General features: G+C 71.9%; 18 protein-coding genes and 3 tRNA genes. 10 read left to right on the top strand and 11 right to left on the bottom strand.

The window, feature by feature from the left end:
• Positions 1-3 precede the first annotated feature (3 nt).
• Positions 4-210 carry an excisionase family DNA-binding protein gene (locus tag FHU28_RS01985; protein WP_184680303.1) on the top strand — a complete coding sequence of 69 codons (207 nt, stop codon included), beginning with the start codon at positions 4-6 and terminating at the stop codon, positions 208-210.
• The gene (locus FHU28_RS01990) at positions 210-1,442 is read left to right on the top strand and encodes a site-specific integrase (RefSeq protein ID WP_184680305.1); all 1,233 of its coding nucleotides are present in this window, start codon (positions 210-212) and stop codon (positions 1,440-1,442) included. Before FHU28_RS01985 ends, FHU28_RS01990 begins: the two co-directional genes overlap by 1 nt.
• A 76-nt stretch (positions 1,443-1,518) precedes the next feature.
• Here the strand turns inward: FHU28_RS01990 and FHU28_RS01995 are convergent.
• Positions 1,519-1,591, bottom strand: a tRNA-Arg gene (locus tag FHU28_RS01995).
• Positions 1,592-1,626: 35 nt separating this feature from the next.
• Positions 1,627-1,717, bottom strand: a tRNA-Ser gene (locus tag FHU28_RS02000).
• A gap of 422 nt (positions 1,718-2,139) precedes the next feature.
• Between FHU28_RS02000 and FHU28_RS32390 the strand changes: the two genes are divergently transcribed.
• Entirely contained in the window at positions 2,140-3,564 is a 1,425-nt protein-coding gene (locus FHU28_RS32390) for a hypothetical protein (RefSeq protein ID WP_260412829.1), read from the top strand.
• 126 nt (positions 3,565-3,690) lie between these two features.
• Here the strand turns inward: FHU28_RS32390 and FHU28_RS02010 are convergent, their stop codons facing one another.
• Positions 3,691-4,464, bottom strand: coding sequence for a CPBP family intramembrane glutamic endopeptidase (locus FHU28_RS02010; RefSeq protein ID WP_030499361.1), 774 nt, complete (start codon positions 4,462-4,464; stop codon positions 3,691-3,693).
• 122 nt (positions 4,465-4,586) lie between these two features.
• Between FHU28_RS02010 and FHU28_RS02015 the strand changes: the two genes are divergently transcribed.
• A complete protein-coding gene (locus FHU28_RS02015) occupies positions 4,587-5,708 on the top strand; it encodes a globin domain-containing protein (RefSeq protein ID WP_073831705.1) in 1,122 nt (373 codons plus the stop codon).
• A 66-nt stretch (positions 5,709-5,774) separates the two neighbouring features.
• On the opposite strand, the gene FHU28_RS02020 is transcribed toward FHU28_RS02015, so the two are convergent.
• Positions 5,775-7,307 carry a peptide deformylase gene (locus tag FHU28_RS02020; RefSeq protein ID WP_184680307.1) on the bottom strand — a complete coding sequence of 511 codons (1,533 nt, stop codon included), beginning with the start codon at positions 7,305-7,307 and terminating at the stop codon, positions 5,775-5,777.
• Between the two features lie 320 nt (positions 7,308-7,627).
• Here FHU28_RS02020 and FHU28_RS02025 point away from each other — a divergent pair, with 320 nt between their 5' ends.
• On the top strand, positions 7,628-8,410 hold the full coding sequence (locus FHU28_RS02025) for a hypothetical protein (protein WP_184689132.1): 783 nt from the start codon (positions 7,628-7,630) through the stop codon (positions 8,408-8,410).
• Between the two features lie 4 nt (positions 8,411-8,414).
• On the opposite strand, the gene FHU28_RS02030 is transcribed toward FHU28_RS02025, so the two are convergent.
• Positions 8,415-10,193, bottom strand: coding sequence for a DUF6311 domain-containing protein (locus FHU28_RS02030; protein WP_184680309.1), 1,779 nt, complete (start codon positions 10,191-10,193; stop codon positions 8,415-8,417).
• A 208-nt stretch (positions 10,194-10,401) separates the two neighbouring features.
• Here FHU28_RS02030 and FHU28_RS02035 point away from each other — a divergent pair, with 208 nt between their 5' ends.
• Positions 10,402-11,106, top strand: a complete 705-nt coding sequence (locus FHU28_RS02035) for a class I SAM-dependent methyltransferase (RefSeq protein WP_073831702.1) — start codon at positions 10,402-10,404, stop codon at positions 11,104-11,106.
• Positions 11,107-11,159: 53 nt separating this feature from the next.
• On the opposite strand, the gene FHU28_RS02040 is transcribed toward FHU28_RS02035, so the two are convergent.
• The 3 genes from FHU28_RS02040 to FHU28_RS02050 all read right to left on the bottom strand — a co-directional run bounded on the left by FHU28_RS02040 (position 11,160) and on the right by FHU28_RS02050 (position 12,853).
• Complete coding sequence (locus tag FHU28_RS02040) at positions 11,160-11,693, bottom strand: YbhB/YbcL family Raf kinase inhibitor-like protein (RefSeq protein ID WP_184680311.1); 534 nt, start codon at positions 11,691-11,693, stop codon at positions 11,160-11,162.
• A gap of 41 nt (positions 11,694-11,734) precedes the next feature.
• Positions 11,735-12,424, bottom strand: coding sequence for a DNA alkylation repair protein (locus FHU28_RS02045; RefSeq protein ID WP_184680313.1), 690 nt, complete (start codon positions 12,422-12,424; stop codon positions 11,735-11,737).
• Between the two features lie 342 nt (positions 12,425-12,766).
• Positions 12,767-12,853: transfer RNA gene (locus tag FHU28_RS02050), tRNA-Ser, on the bottom strand.
• A gap of 96 nt (positions 12,854-12,949) precedes the next feature.
• Between FHU28_RS02050 and FHU28_RS02055 the strand changes: the two genes are divergently transcribed.
• Together FHU28_RS02055 and FHU28_RS02060 are read left to right on the top strand one after the other, a co-directional pair.
• On the top strand, positions 12,950-13,489 hold the full coding sequence (locus FHU28_RS02055) for an AAA family ATPase (protein ID WP_184680315.1): 540 nt from the start codon (positions 12,950-12,952) through the stop codon (positions 13,487-13,489).
• A gap of 9 nt (positions 13,490-13,498) precedes the next feature.
• On the top strand, positions 13,499-14,473 hold the full coding sequence (locus tag FHU28_RS02060) for an NAD(P)H-quinone oxidoreductase (RefSeq protein WP_184680317.1): 975 nt from the start codon (positions 13,499-13,501) through the stop codon (positions 14,471-14,473).
• 3 nt (positions 14,474-14,476) lie between these two features.
• Here the strand turns inward: FHU28_RS02060 and soxR are convergent, their stop codons facing one another.
• The gene (gene soxR / locus FHU28_RS02065; protein ID WP_073831052.1) at positions 14,477-14,929 is read right to left on the bottom strand and encodes a redox-sensitive transcriptional activator SoxR; all 453 of its coding nucleotides are present in this window, start codon (positions 14,927-14,929) and stop codon (positions 14,477-14,479) included.
• Between the two features lie 46 nt (positions 14,930-14,975).
• On the opposite strand from soxR, the gene FHU28_RS02070 reads away from it, so the two are divergent.
• Entirely contained in the window at positions 14,976-15,650 is a 675-nt protein-coding gene (locus tag FHU28_RS02070; RefSeq protein WP_184680319.1) for a transketolase, read from the top strand.
• Positions 15,651-15,664: 14 nt separating this feature from the next.
• Positions 15,665-16,540: a transketolase family protein gene (locus FHU28_RS02075; RefSeq protein ID WP_184689134.1), complete on the top strand. Its 876-nt coding sequence runs from the start codon at positions 15,665-15,667 to the stop codon at positions 16,538-16,540.
• Positions 16,541-16,607: 67 nt separating this feature from the next.
• On the opposite strand, the gene FHU28_RS02080 is transcribed toward FHU28_RS02075, so the two are convergent.
• Together FHU28_RS02080 and FHU28_RS02085 are read right to left on the bottom strand one after the other, a co-directional pair.
• On the bottom strand, positions 16,608-17,318 hold the full coding sequence (locus FHU28_RS02080) for a glycosyltransferase family 2 protein (RefSeq protein WP_184680321.1): 711 nt from the start codon (positions 17,316-17,318) through the stop codon (positions 16,608-16,610).
• Positions 17,319-17,396: 78 nt separating this feature from the next.
• Positions 17,397-17,984, bottom strand: a complete 588-nt coding sequence (locus tag FHU28_RS02085) for a hypothetical protein (protein ID WP_184680323.1) — start codon at positions 17,982-17,984, stop codon at positions 17,397-17,399.
• Between the last annotated feature and the right edge of the window lie 11 nt (positions 17,985-17,995).

A 17,995-nucleotide genomic window follows, 5' to 3' on the forward strand; every position in this document is an offset into this window, starting at 1 on the left:
ACCATGAGCACCCGTTCCCAGCTCTTGGCCCCGAAGTGGTACTCGCCCGCTGAGGTCGCTGCCTTGCTCGGCTTCGGCCTGTCAAAGGTAAAGATGAAGATTGCCACCGGTGAGCTGCGCTCGGTGAAGGACGGCAAGTACCGCCGGATCCTGCCGGAGTGGGTCGACGAGTACATCCGCGATCAGGTCGAGCGGCAGGAGGCTGCCTGATGACGGGCCGTACTCGCGCCAACGGCGAAGGATCGATCTTCCCCTACCGCAACGGCTACGCCGCTTACGTCTGGGTCAACAAGCCGGACGGCAAGCGCGATCGTAAGTACGTCTACGGGCAGACCCGGGAGATCGTCCACGAGAAGTGGCTCAACCTGCATCACCAGGCCAAGACCGGTCCGGTGGCCACCCGCGTGCCGACTCTCGCCGGCTACCTCGGGTACTGGCTGGAAGAGATCGTGAAGCCGAATCTCGCGCCGGCTACCTACGTCTCGTACGAGGGGTTCACCCGTCTCTACATCGTGCCGGGCATCGGGGCGAAGCGGCTCGACCGTTTGCAGGTCAAGGACGTCCAGACCTGGATCAACAAGGTGGCTCGGACGTGCCAGTGCTGTGCCCAGGGCAAGGACGCCGCCAGGCCGCCAGCTAAGCGACGCTGTTGCGCGCTCGGCGCCTGCTGCAACGCCGTCCCGTCCGACAGCGCGGTCAAGGGGCTGCGGGCGACGCTGCGAGCCGCGCTCTCTCAGGCCGTAACGGAAGAGCTGGTCAGCAAGAACGTGGCGGCGCTGGTCAAGCTGCGTGCCACCCGGAAGAGGCCGGGCACGGCGTGGGACAGCGACGAGGCACGCCGGTTCCTGGAAGCTGCGCGAGCAGACAGCGATCCGATGTACGCCGCGTGGGTGCTGCTGCTCGTGCTCGGGCTGCGCCGCGGGGAACTGCTTGGCCTCGCGTGGGACGACATCGACCAGGCGGCCGGCGAGCTCAACGTCTCCTGGCAGCTCCAGCGCATCGGCGGGCAGCTCGTGCGCCGCGAGACCAAGACGGCGGAATCCGACGCCTCGATGCCGTTGCCCGAGATCTGTCGGACCGCCCTGGCCATCCGACGCGCGGAACAGGCGGCGGACCGGAAGGCTGCCGGTGAGGTGTGGCAGAAGTCGGTTCTGGTGTTCACTACCCGGTTCGGCACGCCGATCGAGCCGCGGAACTTCAACCGGGCCTGGGAAGCTCGGATCCGCCGCTACGGCCTGCGGGAGATCACTCCACACGGTGCCCGGCGTACCTGCGCGAGCATCCTGGCCGATCTCGACGTTCACCCGAGAGTGGCGATGCAGATCCTGCGGCACGCTGATTTCAAGGTCACGATGGAGATCTACACCCGGGTCAGCTCGAAGCAGACTCGTGAGGCGTTGAAGCGCCTGGGCGACCGGATGAACGGCACGGAATCGGCATGACCGCTGCTGTACTTTGCTGCTGTACCGCACGAGAAAGGGGCCGTCTCGGTTTCCCGAAACGGCCCCTCACCTGCTGTGCGCCCGAAGGGACTCGAACCCCTAACCTTCTGATCCGTAGTCAGATGCTCTATCCGTTGAGCTACGGGCGCTTGTGCTCAGCCAGTCTACACAACCGGCTTTCGCGCGGAGACTCCGGGATTCGAACCCGGGAGGGGCTTTAAGACCCCAACCGCATTAGCAGTGCGGCGCCATAGACCAGACTAGGCGAAGTCTCCCTGGTGACCCTGAGGTCACCGCGCCCGAGGATACAGGCCCGGACCCGCCCGGGGCAAAGCGGATGCCGGGACCGGCCCTCACGACCGCGTTTCCGTCGTGTGCCAGATCACGTCCACGGCTACGCTCCATCGATATGCAGGAGCAGCCGCCGAGCGATCCGCCCCGTCGCGAGCCTGCCGCGAAGGCCCGGCGGACCCGCTCCCCCCGACCCACGTTCAGTCCGCCACCCACGCCGGAGCCTCCCGCCGGGAGCGCGACGAGCGACACACCACCGCCCCGGCGTCCGCGCCGGGCCGCGCCGACTGTGGTCTTCCAGCCGCCGACGGCGGCCGACGCCGCAGCGCCGGCACCGCGACCACGCCCGCCCGCCGAGCCTCCGACAAACGATCCGGGTACGCCTGCCGCCGCGCAGCCCGACCCCGTGCCCGCCGAGGCCGAAGCGAGTACGCCTCCCGCCAAGCCGGCCGCACGAACACGGCGTCCGGCCGAGGAGCCGGTACCCGCCGAACCTCCGAGCGGGGACCAGACGCCGAAGCGGACCCCCCGTACGCCGGCCGCGAAGAAGGCCGCCCCGAAGAAGGCCGCTCCCGTGGTCAAGAAGGCCGCCCGGAAGGCGACCCTCCCGAAGCAGGCGGCGCCCGAGACACCGGCCGAGCCGGCAGCGGCCGCGGCCGGGCAGGAGCCCGGCGGGACCGACGCGGTCCCCGTGGAGAAGCCCGGCCCTGCGCCGGCGAGAAGAACCCGGACCACCAAGAGCGCCAATACCCCCACGGCCACGGAGGCCTCGACGGCGGCCACGGACGCCACCGCCGTCACCGGGACCACCACAGCCACGGCAGCCACGGCCGCCACCTCCATCCCGACGACGGCGACCACTCCGGCCACGGCGGCCGCGGAAGCCACCCAGGTCACGCCGGCCACCCTGGCCCCGGCGGCCACCTCTGCCCCAACGGCTACGGGCGTGGCCGCGACGGCCGAAACGGCCAGGCGTGACTCGTCCACCACAGCCACTCCGACACCGGAGACACCCGCGTCAGCGGGTGACCCCGCCAACCCCGCAGCCGTAGCCGGCGATCAAGCCCCGGCCGTCGACCGAACCGCAGCCGACGAGAGCCGGAAGACCGAACCGCCCGTCCTGGACCCGCCGGAAGAAGCGCAGCCGCACGACAACACCGAGAACCTGCCGGCCACCGTCGAGCACGCTGCGCGTACCCAGGAAAAGGGCTGGCGGGCGGTGGGGCCGCAGTTGCGCGACCACCCCGGGTTCGCGCCGGAGCTGCTGGCGCTGGCGGCGGTGGACGCGCTCGGGCCGCGCGCCCGGGACTGGGTGGCGCAGGTCCGGCGGGCCTACCCGGAGGCGGACGCCGACGGGGTGGCCCGGCTGGCGACGCGGCGGTTCGTCCGGATGGCCGGTACGGGTGGGGCGCTGGCGGCTGGCGCCGGGATGTTCGCGCCGGTCGCGGAGCTGGCCGCGGTGCTGTGGACGCAGGCGAACCTGGTGCTGCACCTGGCCGCCGCGTACGGGCGGGATCCGGCGCATCCGGATCGGGCGGCCGAGCTTCTGGTGCTGACGTTGGTGCACCCGGACGACGGCACCGCGCGGGCGGCGCTGGCGGCGGCTCTGGCGGCCGACGAGCCGGCGGACGGGCCGTGGGGGCGAGTGGCACAGGCGGCGTGGCGGCTGGCGACGCCGGTGGCGGCGCAGGCGGGCGGGTGGCTCGGGCTGCGGCTGGCCGCCCGGCGCCTGCCGGGTGCGGCGGCGTTGGCGGCGGCGATCGGCGGTACGGCGACGGCCGAGCGGGTGGCCGCGCGGGCGGTCGCCCGGTACCGGCCCGGCCGCACCTGATCAACGCGTGTTCGGCGAGGTGGCGGGGTCCGTCGGGCCGCGATACCGCCACCTCGCCGAACCGGCGCGGGCCGACGACCTGCCGGGCCCACGGAACCACCAGGCCGGGCAAGCCGGCAGCCGGGGTCAGAGCCAGTCGAACCAGGACTTGGGCAGCATCGCGTACCCGACGAACGCGAAGATGTCGAGCAGCGTGTGCGCGACGATCAGCGGGGCGACCCGGCGGGTGCGCAGGTAGAACAGGCCGAAGATCACGCCCATGACGGCGTTGCCGACGAACGCGCCGAAGCCCTGGTAGAGGTGGTAGGAGCCGCGCAGCAGGGCGCTCGTGGCCAGCACCGCGCCGATGCGCCAGTTGAGCTGCCGTAGCCGGGTGATCAGGTAGCCGACCACGATCACCTCCTCCAGCACGGCGTTCTGCACGGCGGCGAGGATCAGCACCGGCACCGTCCACCAGAGGTCGGGCAGCGCGGCCGGGACCAGCGTGGCGTTGAGGCCGAGCTGCGCCGCCGCCCAGAACAGCGCCAGCCCGGGCAGGCCGATGAGCGCGGTCAGGCCCGCGCCCCGGGCCAGGTCCGAGCCGGGCCGCCGGAAGTCGACGCCGAGCGTCCGTGCCGGGTCGCCGGGGTCACGCGCCAGCAGGTGTACGGCGAGCAGCACCGGCAGCAGCGCGAAGACGATCCCGAGGAGCTGGTACGTCAGGTCGAGGTAGGGCCGGGCCGACGCGGAGGTGTTCAGCGCGGCGGTCTGCTTGGACAGCCCACCGGTCGCGGTGAGCTTCGCGATCAGCGACACCAGCGCGTACACGGCCGACTGGCCGAGGGACAGACCGAGCACGAGCAGCGTCTCGGTGCCCAGCATCCGGCGGGAGACCGGGCGGGCCAGCTCGTCAACCGTCACCGGACCATGAAATCACTTCGGCGTCCCGACCTGGCGATCGCACAGTCTGTGCGATCGGCACACACGCTCCGTGGAGATTCTATTGCTGCCGATCCGCCCGTACGGAGAAGGAGCGTGCCCCTGTGGAGAACTTCGCGCGGCTGCTGAAGGAGAGCTGGGCCCTGGTCGAGGAGGACCGGGAGCGGCTCAGCGGTCACTTCTACGCCCGGCTGTTCCTCCTCGACCCGGAGCTGCGCAAGCTCTTCCCGGTGCAGATGAACGGGCAGGGCGACCGGATCCTGGAGGCGATCGTCACCGCGACCCAGACAGTGGGCGACCCGGAGAGCTTCGACGAGTACCTGCGGGCGCTGGGCCGGGACCACCGGAAGTACCACGTGTCGGCCGAGCACTACGCGACCATGGGTGTCGCGCTGCTCGACGCGCTGCGCAGCACCGCCGGGGACGGCTGGAACCTGGAGTACGACCAGGCGTGGCGGGAGGCGTACGCGAGCATCAGCGCGCGGATGCTGGCCGGCGCGGAGGCCGACGGCAACCCGCCGTACTGGCACGCCGAGGTGCTCACCCACGAGCGGCACGGCCCGGACACGGCAGTGCTGACCGTACGCGCGCTCCAGCACCCGCTGCCCTGGCAGGCGGGGCAGTACGTCAGCGTGGAGGTGCCCCGCTACCACCCACGGGTGTGGCGGACGTACTCGGTGGCGAACGCGCCGAACGAGGAGAACGTGCTGGAGTTCCACGTGCGTACGCCGCCCGGCGCGGCCGGCTGGGTGTCCGGCGCGCTGGTCCGCCGCACCAAGCCGGGTGACCTGCTGCGGGTGGCCGCGCCGATGGGCTCGATGACGCTGGACCCGGAGTCCACCCGGGACGTCCTCTGCGTGGCCGGCGGGGTCGGGCTGGCGCCGATCAAGGCGCTGGTGGAGGAGCTGACCCGGGTCAACCGCACCCGCTGGGTGCACGTCTTCTACGGCGCGCGCCGCCCCGACGAGCTGTACGGGCTGGCCGGCCTGGAGGACCTCGTCGCGACCCACCCGTGGTTGTCGGTGACGCCGTCGTGCAGCGAGGACCCGGACTTCGGCGGGGAACTCGGTGACGTGTCCGAGGTGGTCACCCGGTACGGGCCGTGGACCACGCACGACTGCTACGTCTCCGGCTCGGCCGCGATGGTCCGGGCCACTCTGCGGGCGCTCGCCGCCGACGACGTCCCGCCCGATCACATCCGGTACGACACGTTCGGCAACCTCTGAACCTTGCTCCCCCCGAGCCGGGTCGCGTGCCCCTGCCCCCTGGGGCACGCGACCCGGCACCCCGTTTCAGTAGCGCCAGGGGGTGCCGGTCTCGCGGTACTCCTCCACCGGCACCAGCGGCACGCCGGGCGCCATCCGGTCGACATAGAGCCGCCCTTCCAGGTGGTCGATCTCGTGCGCGACCAGCCGCGCCATCGCGTACTCGAACGACGTGATCACCCGGCTGCCGTCCCAGAGCGCGTGTTCCACGTCGATCCGCAGCGGCCGGGGCACCAGGCCGCGGTGGTCGAAGAAGGAGAGGCAGCCCTCGTACTGCTCGTCGGTCTCGGCGGCGGTGTCCACGAGGCGCGGGTTGAGCAGCACCACAGGTTCGGCCGCGCGGTCGGCGGGCCGGACCAGCGCGGCGGACCAGCCGATGCCGAGCTGGGGCGCGGCCAGGCCGACGCCCTTGCTGAACGGGTGCAGCTCGTCCAGCCGGGCCAGCATCGCGGCGAGCCGGTCGATGACCTGCCGGGCGTGCGGCTCCTCGGCCGGCAGGTCGAACTGGCGGGCCGGCTGCCGCAGCAGGTCGTCGCCGCGCTGCACGATGCCCACGGCACGCATCCGGTCGCTGGCCCGCACGCGGACGCCACCGGTGGGCGCGTTGTCCGGCTCGGCGTCCGGCTGTGGGCTGCGGAACCGCCACTGCATCCGGTAGCGGGCGTTGAGCGGCGGGTCGTCGGTCCCCCAGTCGAAGATCACCCGGTCGCCGTCCACGGCACGCTGGATCGGCGTACGCAGCGGTCCTTCCTCGGCCGACAGTGAGGTCTCCGCGCCCCGCACCTTGGGGTCGAGGTCCGCGGGCAGGTCGAGCCGCACCGCCAGGTGCCGGGTGGGCAGGCGTACGGCCCGCTGGAACCAGGGGCCCCACTTGTCCTGGCCGACGCGGTACGCGTATTCGATGGTGACCCGGTCGCCCGGGTAGAGCGGGAAGCGTCCCTCGTCGTTCTCGAAGAGCAGCCAGATCTCCTTGAACGCGTCCCGGTCGTGCTTGGCCCGCCAGTGCATCGGCTCGCGTCCGCTGCCGTCGTCCCGGTACGCGGCGAGTTGCAGCTCGGCGAAGGTGAGCGGGTGTTCCCGGTGGTGCCGGTTGGAGCGGCCCGGGTCGTTCGGGTAGCGGTCGACGGCGACCCGGACCAGGTAGCGGGTGACCGGTTCGGTGCCCGCGTTGTACAGCTCCCGCCGGATCGCGCAGTGGTAGCCGTCGTCGATGTGGGTGAGCGTGGCCACCTCACGCTCGACCACGAGGCCGGTGCCGGGCGGCAGCCACTGCCCGGGTACCGGCGGGTCGCGGTGCGCTCCGCCGGCGCGGCCGTTCCGCAGTTCGTCGTACTCCCGGAAGCGCTGCCAGATCGCGCCGCTGGCCTCCAGGACGGCCTCGGCGCGGCGGGCGAAGTCCTCGGTGGGCCGGTGCCGGCGCCCTTCGACGTGGCTGACGTAGGACGGGTCGAAGCCCATCAGCGTCGCCAACTGCTTCTTGGACAGCCCTCGGCCGGTCCGGTGCCGGGCAAGTTCCGCCGCGAACGAGTCCGCGGCACGCTCGATCGGTGAGGTCGTCATCAGCTTCCTCGTGGCGGGAAGCCCATTTTCACGTTGGGTGGCCGAACGTGTACGGAAACTGCCTCGTATTCGACATACACCTTGACATCTCAACGGAGCGCGTCGATCCTGACACCGTGCGTCGCCGTTTCCGGCGGCGTTTTTCGTCTCCCGGGCCGGGTAGTACGCGACCGGCGCCGGAGTGACCGGGACCTCCCCGCGATACCGCGACGTCACTTCCCCTCCCGCCGCGGGAGTGGTTAGGCTAGCCTTAGCTTCGGTCGACGGCACGCGCCGGCCGACAGGGCGACCAGACAGGGGACGGCCAGGTGACTGCGGTGATGCCGGGGCGCGACGCCGCCACCCCGTTCGCCCCGGTGACCGCGACCCTGCGCGCCATGTTCGGCACCGACGACCTGCCCGGGCTCGCGCCCGGCCTGCTGGTCCGCGACGAGCTGGACCGCTGGTCCCCGGCCGCCCGGCTGATCGACGGCACACTGCTTCCCGAGTTCCTGACCCGCGCCGGCCGCCGCTGGGGCGGCACCCCGCACGCCTGTGCCGCGCTCGCGTGGAAGTCCTACAGCTACTGGACGGCGCTACCAGCGGTGCTCGGCTGGGCGTCCGCCCGGCGGGTGCCGCTGCTCGACCCGGCCGACGTGCTCGTGCACTTCGAGGACCACCACCAGCTGCTCACGCTGGGGCTGCGCGCGTCCACCCCGGTGGCGGTGCTGCCCGGCGATCCGCTGGCGCTGGCCGACGTGCCCGGCGTGCGGGTGGTGCCGGACGAGGCCGCGCTGCTCGGCGCGCTGCGCGCGTCCCTGCTCGACGCGCACTTCGCCCCGCTGATCGCCGCCATCCAGGGCGAGGTCCGGATCGGCACCCGTACGCTGCTCGGCTCGGTGGCCTCCGGCATCGCGCACGGCATCCTGCGCGCGGCGGACGCGCTGCCCGGCTCGTCAGTGGCGACCGTCGGCACGCTGCTCGGCGCGCTCGACCTGAGCGACCTGGTCGAGCTGGTGCCCGGCCCGGGCGGCGAGCCGACCGTGCAGCGGCGCACCTGCTGCCTGGCGTTCACGTTGCCCCGGCCCAAGGTGTGCCAGGGCTGCTGCGTACGCCAGGGCTGACCGCTCAGTCGGCCAGCGGCCGGACGTCCCACAGCCAGACCCCGCCGGTACGGGTGGGTGTGATCCCGCTCAGCTCCGTCATCGCCCGGCGCAGCGCTTCAGCCTGCGGCAGCCGGGGGTCGAGGATCACCGCGCCCGCTCGCCAGTAACGCAGGTCGTCGACGGCGGCCACCCGGTCCTGCGGGGTGATCGGCGGGACCGCGTCGGTCCGCCGTACCGTCTCGAAGAATGTGCTGGTGGGACGCGGCGGCGCGGTGAAGAGGGCGATCCGGTCCCCGCCGGGGCGGGTGTCCGGATAGAGGAAGTAGCCGCGGGCCAGCGGCATGTCCAGCCGGGTCTCGGCGGACCAGCGCAGCGGGACCGCGTACGTGGTGTCGGGCAGCGGCAGCGTGACCACGCTGCGCCCGTCCGCGACGTAGGGGCGCCAGGCGCCGGAGGTGACGAACGCCGGGGTCGGGTCGAGGCGCCTGGCCGGCAGCGGGGTCGGCACGATCGGCAGCAGCGCCATCGCGAGCACAGTGACGGTGGCGAACCGGATCTGCCCGCGCGCGTCCCGGTGCCGCGCGGCGAGCCGGCGAATCCGGTCCGCGCCGAGCGCGAGCAGCACGCCGATGATCGGGGTGAGCGCCAGCGACCAGCGGGTGGGCACCACCGAGTGCAGGACCGGCAGGTTCTCCAGCGCGGCCCAGGGCCCGGGGATGCCGGTGTCGCGTCCGTCGTAGCGGATCTCCCGGCCGAGCGAGAAGAGCGCGAACACCAGGCCGACCGCAGCCAGGCCGAGCACGACGGCGTTGCGGCGCATCCACCAGACCAGCGCGATCACCAGGATCACCAGCGGCCAGCCGAAGAACGCGTTCTCCTCGGTGGCGTTCTTGACCAGCGGTTCACTGCCCCGGGCGTCACCGGCCACCGACTCCCGCGACCAGGCGACGTACGCGGCGAGGTCGGTGGAGTAGCCCCGGATCAGCGTGGAGAGCCCGCTGTACGCGCCGGGGCCGAAGAACTGGACCCAGAGCGGGTACGCGAGCAGCGCCCCGGCGATCACCGCGGCCACCCCGAGTCCGGCGGCGAACGGGCGGGCCGCCGAGCGCAGCGCGGGACGGCCGAGTACGAGCGCCAGCACCACCGCGCCGAGGCCGATGGCGGTCATCAGCAGGATCTCCAGGTTGAGGAACGCCTGCCAGACGATCACCAGGGCGAGCAGTACGCCGTTGCGCAGCCACCGGCCGGGTTCGGCCAGGCGCAGCGTGCGCCAGATGATCAGTGGCACCACGAACTGGCTGACGATGTTGGGGTGCGAGTTGGCGTGCGAGATCATCGCCGGCGCGAACGCGCAGAAGGCGGCGCCCAGCCAGGCCGGACCGCGAGACCGCACGACAACTCGGGAGAGAAGGAAATACCAGGACACGCCGGTGGCGGCGAGGCCGAGAGTGAGGAAAATCAGGAATGACCAGCGCGGCCCCGCCCAGAGCGTGATCGGGGTCAGCGGCAATGAAACGGATAATACGGACGTATTAGCCATGAGATTGACGACATCCGGCACATTCATCCGGTCCGAGGTGAACGGATAGGCGAAATCCGTGACGACGCGCGCACCATGCGCCATCATCCATTCGAATTGCGCCTGATCTGTCCGATTGTCCCGGATGCCATTGCGGGGGTCCGTCCACAACCGGGCGGTGACCCAGAGCGCGAGCAGCACGAAGCTGAGCACGGCGAGCGCGTCGATCCGCCCGCCCTGCCCCGTTTTCGACGGCTCCGCCGCTGATTCCGGAGTAGTCATGACATTTCAGAGCGTAGTCAGGGTATGACCGGCAGGTGCAATGTTCCGCAGACTCACGTACTATGTGCCGAGTTCGCCGATCGCTGATCAGGCACCCCTCCGCATCACAATTCGGCCCCCCTCCGTCCCCCGATTTCCCCATCAGCCATCCAGATGGTTGACTCTGACGGTCCAGGCGCGGGTCAGTCATATCGTGAGGAATCGACGCATGGCAGAAATCACTGGGGATCAGCGCGTCCAGTCCGAGGTGCTCGAAGGCCTCGCGACCGCGGTCAACCACCGGCAGTGGTTCGTCGAGCTGGCGGTGCCCTACCTCGGTGACAACCCGATCGAGATCGGCAGCGGCCTGGGCGACTACGCCTCCGCGTGGGCAGAGCAGGTACCCCGGATCACCGCCACCGAGGCGGACCCGGACCGGCTGGTCCAGCTCAAGGAGCGGCTGTCCGACCACCCGGGCGTCGAGGTCCGGCAGATGCTGCTCCCGCACCACGAGCGCGGCGACTACAGCGCGGCCGTCTCGTACAACGTGCTGGAGCACATCGACGACCACGTGGGCGCGCTGCGCAGCATGCGCGACCTGGTCCGCCCGGGCGGCGCGGTGGTCATCATCGTGCCGGCGTTCCAGTTCGCCATGAGCCCCGCCGACATCGCCACCGGCCACGTCCGCCGCTACACCAAGAAGACGCTCGCCGCCGCCATGACCGAGGCGGGCCTCACCGTCGAGCGGATCCACTACGCCAACGCGCTCGGCCTGATCGGCTACTTCATGGCCACCAAGGTCTTCCGGCTGATGCCGAAGGAGGGCCCGATGGTGAAGGTGTACGACACCCTCGTGCTACCAGTCACCAAGGCCGCCGAGCAGCGCGTGCGTCCCCCGTTCGGCCAGTCCGTCTTCGCGGTAGCCCGCGTGTAAGGAAGGGCCCCTTGTTAACAGACGTCTGTTAACAAGGGGCCCTTCCTTACACCTCACTCCTTGATCTGGTACGTGGGGCGGATGACCGCCCGGGCCAGCGTGTGGAACGCCAGGTTGAAGCCGACGAAGGCCGGGCTCGCCCCGGCGGGGATGTCGAGGCGGTCGACGTCCACGGCGTGCACCGCGAACACGTACCGGTGCGGGCGGTCACCGGCCGGCGGCGCGGCGCCGCCGTAGCCGGTCTCGCCGTAGTCGTTGCGGACGCTGAACGCGCCACCCAGGTCGTCCTCCCGCACGCCGCTGGGCAGCTCGGTGACGGACGCCGGCACGTTCACCAGCACCCAGTGCCAGAAGCCGCTGCCGGTCGGGGCGTCCGGGTCGAAGCAGGTGACCACGAAACTCCCGGTCTCGGCCGGGAAGCCCGACCAGGACAGCTGCGGTGAGACGTTCTCGCCGCCGGTGCTGCCGTGCGCGTACCGCGCGTCCATCGGCTCGCCGTTGTGCACGTCCTCGCTCGTCAGGTCGAACGACGGCACCGTCGGCAGCAGCTCGTACGGGTCCGGGGCGATCGGTCGTTCCAGGGTCATCGAAACGGTCCTTCCGGGTACGCGAATGTCCTGCGCCCCCTTCATACCCCGTTGTCCGCGCCGCCGTGCTGTCGGCGCACCATCTCGTTGATCCAGACCGGCGCGTACGGCGACGTGCAGCCCGGCGGCGTCGGGTAGTCCTTGAGCACCCCGAGCCGCTCCCCGATGCCGATCGCGCGTTCCCGGTACGCCGGGTGTTCGATCCCGATCTGCGCGAGGCAGTGGTTCATCGCCCACTGGAGGCGCTCTGGCGCGCCCGCCATCTGCGCCTCGATCACGTCGAGCAGGCCGGCCAGGTCCAGCGCGTCCGGATTCCGCGCCACCCGATCGGTGGTCAGCGCCCAGCCGGCGCTCGCCACCACGGGATCCCTGTCGGCCGACCAGGCCAGGCGCAGCGGCTCCGCGTGCGGGCTCTTCTTCACCACGTAGTTCACGAGCCAGTCGTGCACCTTCGGCGTACGCGCCTCGCGCAGCATGGCGTCCAGCTCGTCCCGCCCGTAAACCTTCGGCCGGCAGATCAGCAGCGCCAGCAGCCGTGCCGCGCTGTCCCCGGTCGCCCACAGCTCGCGCGCGAGGTCCTGCTGCGTCTTCAGCCGCTTCGCGATCGCCCGCAGCTTGCCCAGGTTGACCCCGTGGTCGTCGCCGTGCCGCTCGTTGACCGCGCGGATCTTCGGGTCGTCGAGCGCGGCCAGCTCGGCCGTCACCTCGGCCACCGTCGTCGTCTCCGCCACCAGGGCCTCCCGCCGTCGCCGCACTCCGCAGCCTACGACCGGCGCGACGCTCCCGCTGTTCCGCCGCCCCGCCGCCCCGCCGCCCTGACGGTCGGCGTTCCGTCCCGTCTCATCGCGCTCCCCCGATTCCGGCAACTCGCCCTCGGCGATCGCGGTATCAGCCACATCCGGTGCGGCCGAGCCGCGCCGTGGGGGTCGCCGAAGAAGAGAGCACTCAAGACGCTTATGACTCTCAGTCATATTTATGACGGAGAGTCATAAGCCGCAGAGGCGATGGCTACTTCCGGGGCGACACGCCGATGTGTCCGCACGCGCGGCCGACCGAGGCGAGGCGGGAGTGGGCGGAGGGTGTGGGATTCGAACCCACGAAGACATCGCTGCCTTACCGGTTTTCAAGACCAGCGCCATCGGCCACTAGGCGAACCCTCCCGGCACGCCCCCGAGGGGTGCGCGACCGGGGACCAGTCTGCCACGAACCCCGTACCGGGCAAGCCGCCGTCCCACCACAGTTGCGAGAATGTGTACATGTGGAAGAGTCCGGCAGTGGTGCTGATCAGCGGAATCATGGCCGTAGGCAAGTCCACAGTGGCCGAAGGGCTGGCCCGGCGGCTACCCCGGGCGGTGCACCTGCGCGGTGACGTGTTCCGCCGCATGATCGTCAGCGGACGGGCCGACATGACCGCCGAGCCGACCGACGAGGCACTGCGGCAGCTCCGGCTCCGCTACGACCTGGCCGCGTCGACCGCCGACCGGTACGCCGCGGCGGGCTTCACTGTCGTACTCCAGGACGTGGTGCTCGGCGCGGACCTGCCGGCCATGATCGGCCGGATCCGGCACCGGCCGCTCGCCGTGGTGGTGCTCGCCCCACGCGCCGAGGTGGTCGCGACCCGCGAGCGGGACCGGCCGAAGACTGGGTACGGGGACTGGCCGGTGGCGGACCTGGACGCCGGGTTCCGGGCCGACACGCCCCGGATCGGGCTCTGGCTGGACACCTCCGACCAGACGCCGGAGGAGACGGTGACCGAGATCCTCGCCCGCGCGTGGACCGACGGGCAGATCGGGTAAGACTGAACCATGCGCGCAGTCACGATCACGGAACCCGGCGGACCCGAGGCGCTCGTCTGGGCTCACGTGCCCGACCCCGAGCCCGATCCCGGTGAGGTCGTCGTCGAGGTGCGGGCCAGCGCGGTGAACCGGGCCGACCTGTTGCAGCGGCAGGGGCACTACCCGCCGCCGCCGGGCGCGTCCGCGTACCCCGGTCTGGAGTGTTCGGGGACGGTGCGTGCGCTCGGTCCCGGGGTGACCGGCTGGTCGGTGGGCCAGGAGGTCTGCGCGCTGCTCGCCGGCGGCGGCTACGCCGAGCAGGTCGCGGTGCCGGCCGGGCAGTTGCTGCCGGTGCCGGCCGGGGTGGACCTGGTCGACGCGGCGGCGCTGCCGGAGGTGGCCTGCACGGTCTGGTCGAACGTGGTCGACCTGGCCCGGCTGGCCGAGGGGGACACGCTGCTGGTGCACGGCGGCGGCAGCGGGATCGGCACGTTCGCGATCCAGCTCGGCGTGGCGCTCGGCGCGACTGTGGTGGTGACCGCCCGCTCGGCGAAGCACGAGCGGCTGCGGGAGCTGGGCGCCGCGCACACGATCGACTACCGCGAGCAGGACTTCGTGGACGAGGTACGCCGGGTCACCGACGGCCGGGGCGCGGACGTGATCCTGGACATCATGGGCGCGTCCTACCTGCCCCGGAACGTGGCGGCGCTGGCCACCGGCGGGCGGCTGGTGGTGATCGGCATGCAGGGCGGCCGCAAGGGCGAGCTGGACCTGGGGATGCTGCTGGCGAAGCGGGCGGCGGTGCACGCCACGGCGTTGCGGTCCCGTCCGGTCGAGCAGAAGGCGGCGATCGTCCGGGGCGTACGCGAGCAGGTGTGGCCCCTGGTGGAGGCGGGCCGGGTCCGGCCGGTGGTGCACGCCCGGGTGGACATGGCCGACGCCGCCGCGGCGCACCGCCTGGTGGAGACCAACGACCACCTGGGCAAGGTGCTGCTGGTCCGGTGAGGGTCAGCCCTGGCCGGGGCGCGGGAGCATGAGGCGCGGGCCGGGGCCCTCGACGGCGAGCGAGTCGCCGGGGTTGTAGAGCGTGCAGCGCTGCAACGACAGGCAGCCGCAGCCGATGCAGCCGTCCAGGTCGTCGCGGAGCTTGCCGAGCAGCCGGATCCGCTCGTCCAGCCGGTCCCGCCAGGCGCGGGACAGCGCGGCCCAGTCGTCCGGCGTGGGGGTACGCCCCGACGGCAGCGAGTCCAGCGCGGCCCGGATCTCCTCCAGCGAGACACCGACCTGCTGGGAGATCCGGATGAACGCGACCCGGCGCAGCTCGGTGCGGGCATAGCGGCGCTGGTTGCCGCCGGTGCGGGCGGCGTGGATCAGGCCGAGCCGCTCGTAGTAGCGCAGCGCCGAGGGGGCCACGCCACTGCGGTCGGCGAGCTGCCCGATGGTCAGTGTTGCTTCGTGCATCACACGGCCTTGAGTTGAAGTTCGGTTCAAGTCGGAGGCTATCGGTATGACGACGACCACCGCCACCGAACTGGGCCCGCTGCTGGACCGGGTGCGCGCCGGCCGCGAGTTCGGCGCCAACGTGTACTCGACGCTGGACGTGCTCCAGGTGCTCTACGACCGGGTACTCCGGATCACCCCGGCCACCGTGGACGACCCGGACCGGGACCGCTTCCTGCTCTCCAAGGGACACGCGGTCGCCGGCTACTACGCGCTGCTCGCCGCGCGCGGCTTCGTACCGCCCGAGTGGCTGGACGACCAGGGCGGCCCGGCGAGCCGCCTCGGCGACCACCCGGACCGCACGCTCGTGCCGGGCGTCGAGATCGGTTCCGGTTCGCTCGGCCACGGCCTCGGGCTGGGCGTGGGCACCGCGCTCGGGCTGCGGGCCCAGGGCCGCACCGGCCCCCGGGTGTACGTGCTGCTCGGCGACGCCGAGCTGGACGAGGGCTCCAACCACGAGGCGATCGCGTACGCGGGCGCGAGCGGGCTGGGCAGCCTGACCGCGATCGTGCTGGACAACCGCTCGGCCACGTACGGCTGGCCGGGCGGCGCGGCGAGCCGGTTCACGGTGAACGGGTGGAGCGCCGCCACCGTCGACGGGCGCGACCACGACGCCCTGCACGCCGCCCTCACCGGGCACGACGATCACCGGCCGCACGTCGTCGTCACGGACGGGGAGTGACAATGACCAGCACCATGCGGGACGCGTTCGTGACCAGCACCGAGGAGGTGCTCGCCGATCCGCGTACGACAGTCGTGCTCGCCGACATCTCCGCCGACGCGTTCGAGCCGGCCGCCGCCCGGTACCCGGAGCGGGTCATAAACGTGGGCATCCGGGAGCAGTTGATGATCGGGGTGGCCGGTGGGCTGGCGCTGACCGGGCAGCGGCCGGTCGTGCACAGCTACGCCCCGTTCCTGGTCGAGCGGGCGTACGAGCAGATCAAGCTCGACCTCGACCACCAGGGCGTCGGCGCGGTACTCGTCGGCATCGGCGGCTCGTACGACCGGGCGGCGGCGGGGCGCACCCACCTCGGTCCGGCCGACGTGGCGCTGATCGACACGCTGCACGGCTGGACCGTGCACGTGCCGGGGCACCCGGACGAGGTCCGGCCGCTGCTACGCGACGTCGTGTGCGGGCAGGACTCGGCGTACCTGCGGTTGTCCATCCGGACCAACTCGCGGGCGTACCCGGAGGCGGGTGACCTGCGGGTGGTGCGCGACGCCGGGCCGGGCGCGCCGCTGCTGGTGGCGGTCGGGCCGGTGCTGGACGCGGCGGTGGCCGCGACTGCGGACCGGGCGGTCACTGTGGCCTACACCCACCGGCCGCGCCCGTTCGACACGACCGGGCTGCGGACGCTGGCCGGGACCGAGGTGATCCTGGTCGAGCCGTACCTGGCGGGCACTTCGGCACGGGTGGTGTCCGAGGCGCTGGCCGACCGGCCGCACCGGCTGCTCGCGCTCGGGGTGGGACGCGAGGACCTGCGCCGCTACGGCAGCGCCGAGGACCACGAACACTGGCACGGCCTGGACGCCGCCGGGCTGCGCCGCTCGGTGGACGCGTTCCTCACCTGAGCGTCCCGGACACGACGGAACCCCGCGACCTCGGCTCGTGCCGGGGTCGCGGGGTTCCGGTTGGGGCTCAGTGCGCGGCGGCGGGAGTGGCCGGGCGGCGGCGGGCGCGCTCGCGGGCCAGGATCCAGATCGCCTCGACGCCGTCCTTCCAGGTGATCTTCTTGCCCTCCTCGCGGCCCCGCGCGCGGTAGCTGATCGGCACCTCGTAGGGGCGGATGCGCTGGCGGAGCAGCTTGCCGGTGACCTCGGCCTCCATGCCGAAGCCCCGGGAGCGGACCTCGAGCGAGCGGTACAGCTCCAGCGGCATCAGCTTGAAGCAGGTCTCCAGGTCGCCGATGTAGGAGTTGTAGAGCACGTTCGCGGCGAGCGTGACGCCCTTGTTGCCCATCACGTACCAGAAGCTGTACGAGCTGTGGCTGCCGAAGGTCCGATTGCCGTAGACGACTGTCGCCCGCCCGTCGAGCACCGGCTCCAGCAGGCGCGGGATGTCCTGCGGGTCGTACTCGAGGTCGGCGTCGAGGATGACCATGTACTCGCCCTCGGCGCTGTCGACGGCGGTCTTGATGGCCGCGCCCTTGCCGGCGTTGCGCTGGTGGGTGATCACCCGGAGGCGTGCGTCGTCGACCCGGCCGAGAATCTCACCGGTGCCGTCCCGGCTGCCGTCGTCCACGACGACAAGCTCGATCTCGCACGGGTAGTCCACCGCCAATGCCTGCTTGAGGGCATCCGCGATACGTTCTTCCTCGTTGTAGACCGGCATGAGGATCGAGAGCTTCACGGATTCTCCACTGAGGCGATGGCGGGTCGGGGCATAGCGTAGCCTGGCACATTGCTTCCGTCACGACAGCCCAGGCACCTATTCCTGGCGAATCGGAACCACCACCAGCCGGGCCACGTTCCTGCCGCCGTCCTTCGCCCCGGCCACCGCGACCGTCGTACCGATCTTGACGTCGTTCGATCGGATCGCGGTCCGGCGCTCGACCACCCGCAGTTTCTCGCCGAACGTCCAGGTCACTGTGAAACCGTCGGTGGACTTCACGGTCATCGAACTGTCGTCGATCGCCGTCACCTCGCCGCGCTGGACCGCCACGGTCCTCGTGCCGCCGTCCCTGGTCCGCACCACCGCCTCGCCGTGCAGCGTGTTACGCCGCAGCAGCACTCGGGCCCGGTGGCGCCTGTTCCCCTCCTTCGCCCGTTCGCCCTTGCCGTCCGGCCCGGCCTGCGGCGTGCCGGCGGGCGCCGGCGCGGCGACCGGGTCCACGTCCAGGTCGCCGGCGTCGAGGCCGAGCGCGGCGAGCGCCTGGCCGTCCGCGCCCAAGGCGGCGCTCACCTCGACCGCCTGGTCGGGTTCCGCGCCGGGCCGGCTCGCGCCGCACCCGGCGAGTCCGAGCGCCGCGGCGGCGAGCAGCGCGGTGGCGCCGGTGACGATTCGCTGACGTGCCATCTGTGGTCCTT

It is taken from the genome of Micromonospora echinospora (assembly GCF_014203425.1).
Taxonomy (GTDB): Bacteria; Actinomycetota; Actinomycetes; order Mycobacteriales; family Micromonosporaceae; genus Micromonospora; species Micromonospora echinospora_A.

Coding starts and splice junctions, on each gene's coding strand:
- FHU28_RS01985 (WP_184680303.1), top strand. CDS start 4: ATGAGCACCCGTTCCCAGCTCTTGGCCCCGAAGTGGTACTCGCCCGCT.
- FHU28_RS01990 (WP_184680305.1), top strand. CDS start 210: ATGACGGGCCGTACTCGCGCCAACGGCGAAGGATCGATCTTCCCCTAC.
- FHU28_RS02020 (WP_184680307.1), bottom strand. CDS start 7,307: ATGACGACCTCACCGATCGAGCGTGCCGCGGACTCGTTCGCGGCGGAA.
- FHU28_RS02025 (WP_184689132.1), top strand. CDS start 7,628: ATGCCGGGGCGCGACGCCGCCACCCCGTTCGCCCCGGTGACCGCGACC.
- FHU28_RS02030 (WP_184680309.1), bottom strand. CDS start 10,193: ATGACTACTCCGGAATCAGCGGCGGAGCCGTCGAAAACGGGGCAGGGC.
- FHU28_RS02035 (WP_073831702.1), top strand. CDS start 10,402: ATGGCAGAAATCACTGGGGATCAGCGCGTCCAGTCCGAGGTGCTCGAA.
- FHU28_RS02040 (WP_184680311.1), bottom strand. CDS start 11,693: ATGACCCTGGAACGACCGATCGCCCCGGACCCGTACGAGCTGCTGCCG.
- FHU28_RS02055 (WP_184680315.1), top strand. CDS start 12,950: ATGTGGAAGAGTCCGGCAGTGGTGCTGATCAGCGGAATCATGGCCGTA.
- FHU28_RS02060 (WP_184680317.1), top strand. CDS start 13,499: ATGCGCGCAGTCACGATCACGGAACCCGGCGGACCCGAGGCGCTCGTC.
- soxR (WP_073831052.1), bottom strand. CDS start 14,929: ATGCACGAAGCAACACTGACCATCGGGCAGCTCGCCGACCGCAGTGGC.
- FHU28_RS02070 (WP_184680319.1), top strand. CDS start 14,976: ATGACGACGACCACCGCCACCGAACTGGGCCCGCTGCTGGACCGGGTG.
- FHU28_RS02075 (WP_184689134.1), top strand. CDS start 15,665: ATGCGGGACGCGTTCGTGACCAGCACCGAGGAGGTGCTCGCCGATCCG.
- FHU28_RS02085 (WP_184680323.1), bottom strand. CDS start 17,984: ATGGCACGTCAGCGAATCGTCACCGGCGCCACCGCGCTGCTCGCCGCC.